Origin of the sequence: Anaerostipes faecalis, from assembly GCF_018982945.1 — a bacterium.
GTDB classification, from domain to species: domain Bacteria; phylum Bacillota; class Clostridia; order Lachnospirales; family Lachnospiraceae; genus Anaerostipes; species Anaerostipes faecalis.
Window position 1 is genome coordinate 1 of the sequence record NZ_JABRXE010000027.1, and the last position, 1796, is coordinate 1796.

Annotated in this window: 1 protein-coding gene; it reads right to left on the minus strand. The window is 38.9% G+C overall.

Annotation, left to right across the window (positions count from 1 at the left end):
* Window positions 1-240: 240 nt before the first annotated feature.
* The gene (locus tag KTB61_RS12850) at window positions 241-1683 is read right to left on the minus strand and encodes an ISLre2 family transposase (RefSeq protein WP_216697701.1); all 1443 of its coding nucleotides are present in this window, start codon (window positions 1681-1683) and stop codon (window positions 241-243) included.
* Between the last annotated feature and the right edge of the window lie 113 nt (window positions 1684-1796).

Sequence of the window (1796 nt, forward strand, 5' to 3'; positions counted from 1 at the left end):
GATGGTGTAAACTTACTGTCAGTTGGGAAAGATTAGAGAGACTCCAAGACATAATAGAATTCGCTTTATTTTTCCCAAGTGTATAACAATCCTTCTTCTTCGTCAACTATCTGATTTAAGGGTCATTTATGAAACCTTACTGCTATTTTTATTTTATCTGCCCTTGACATAGAGTCAAGTTGCAGATTTTGCATTAAACAAGCAGGTAAGGTTATTTTTGTGCCTTGCACATTTTTTCAATCAAAGTAATTTGAGGTTGGTTCTGATGCTTGCTGTCTTTTTTGCTGTCAATCCAGGGATTGTTACTTGAAGGCGATCAATATAGGATCTGCCCTGATCATAGTGGTCTGTCATAATCTCACGCATAGACACTTTCTCCACTGCTATGTTATCTGTCCCGGTGCGTTTCATCGACCTCTGCTCGCGACTATATCGGATGAGATCTATGATCTTTTCCCGTCCATAGTTTCGTTCATAGCATCTGAGTTTGCTCATTCGATCCGCTCCGGTCTGACTCCATCCCATCGGTCTGGAACTCAGTCGGTCAGAAAGAACACTGCTTACGTGCCCTTCCGCACTACATCCGGTCAGCAGTTTATTATGATAGCTTCGGATGACTGCATTCCAGTTTCCTAATGCATAGCTTTGCAGTTCATATATTGGTTCGGGATTGTTTGCTGATGCAAGCATTTCCTCTGTGTACTTTTTAAATTTTGCTCGTTGCTTTTTATAGATAAATTTGTACAGATTAGCTTTTGCTTCTTCTGCCTCATCCAGCATCTGGTTTGCAGCTGCGTTGATATATTTTGTCATATGAAATTTATCCACACAATACAAGCTACGGTCAACATAAGTTACTGCACTATTGATCCATGCAGCCCCATCTCCACTTATGAATACTCGTTGCAATTCGTCAGAATCATAGGTTGCTTCAATGTAACCCTGTACTTCTTCCCAAAATGTCTGAACCCCCTTACTTCCTTCATACAATCCACTGAAGTAATAGGTATTTACCAGTTCTTTGCGTCCCTTTACTTTTGGGCTTTCCTGCTTATATTCATAAATATATGCCAGCCGGCTGATAAAACCCTTATTCTCCTTTGACCACCGTCCGTGTTGTTCAGCAATGTGATCTTCATCTGCCTCAATAAAGAGATATTTACATTTTTTCTTTATCTCTGGAGTCTGAAAAGGTATCACATCTGCAATCCCGTGAACTTTGTTCATCACAGTCGTTTTTGTGATCTTTGATTTTGAAGGTATGACTTTTGAAGCTTCCTCATAACTGGTTTTTAGTGCTTCTGTCAGTATTGCAGTCTCTGCAGCTTCACTGAATCGCTCATGCGTATCAAGACCAAGCATCTCTTCCAGAAGATAATGATACTCTCCTCCGCTATTACGACTTTGGAAGTATGTGCTGTCAAAGGCCACATCCCCAACAGAGGTTATTAGAGTTCGTTTTTCATGACGGCATATATTGTACTTGAGTTTTCGCCAGGCATCATTGCACAGCCTTTCATTCATGCTAGAAAGAACAATACTTAGAAAACTAGCAGAAAAATTTTCAGTGGAAGCCTTGACCGAGGTTTCCAAGCTATAGAAATCTTTTGGATTTTTCAAAAATTTTTCCTCAGCTTCAATAATCTCTTTTACTAATACTTCTAATAATGCTACAATGTCCATGAGAGTAATCCTCCTTGATATTTGTTTTTTTGGTCGAAAACTATTATATCATTAGAAAGCGATTACTCTCATTTCTTTTTTCTTTATCCAACTAACAATTTCTTTACACCAAT

Coding starts and splice junctions, on each gene's coding strand:
- KTB61_RS12850 (WP_216697701.1), bottom strand. CDS start 1,683: ATGGACATTGTAGCATTATTAGAAGTATTAGTAAAAGAGATTATTGAA.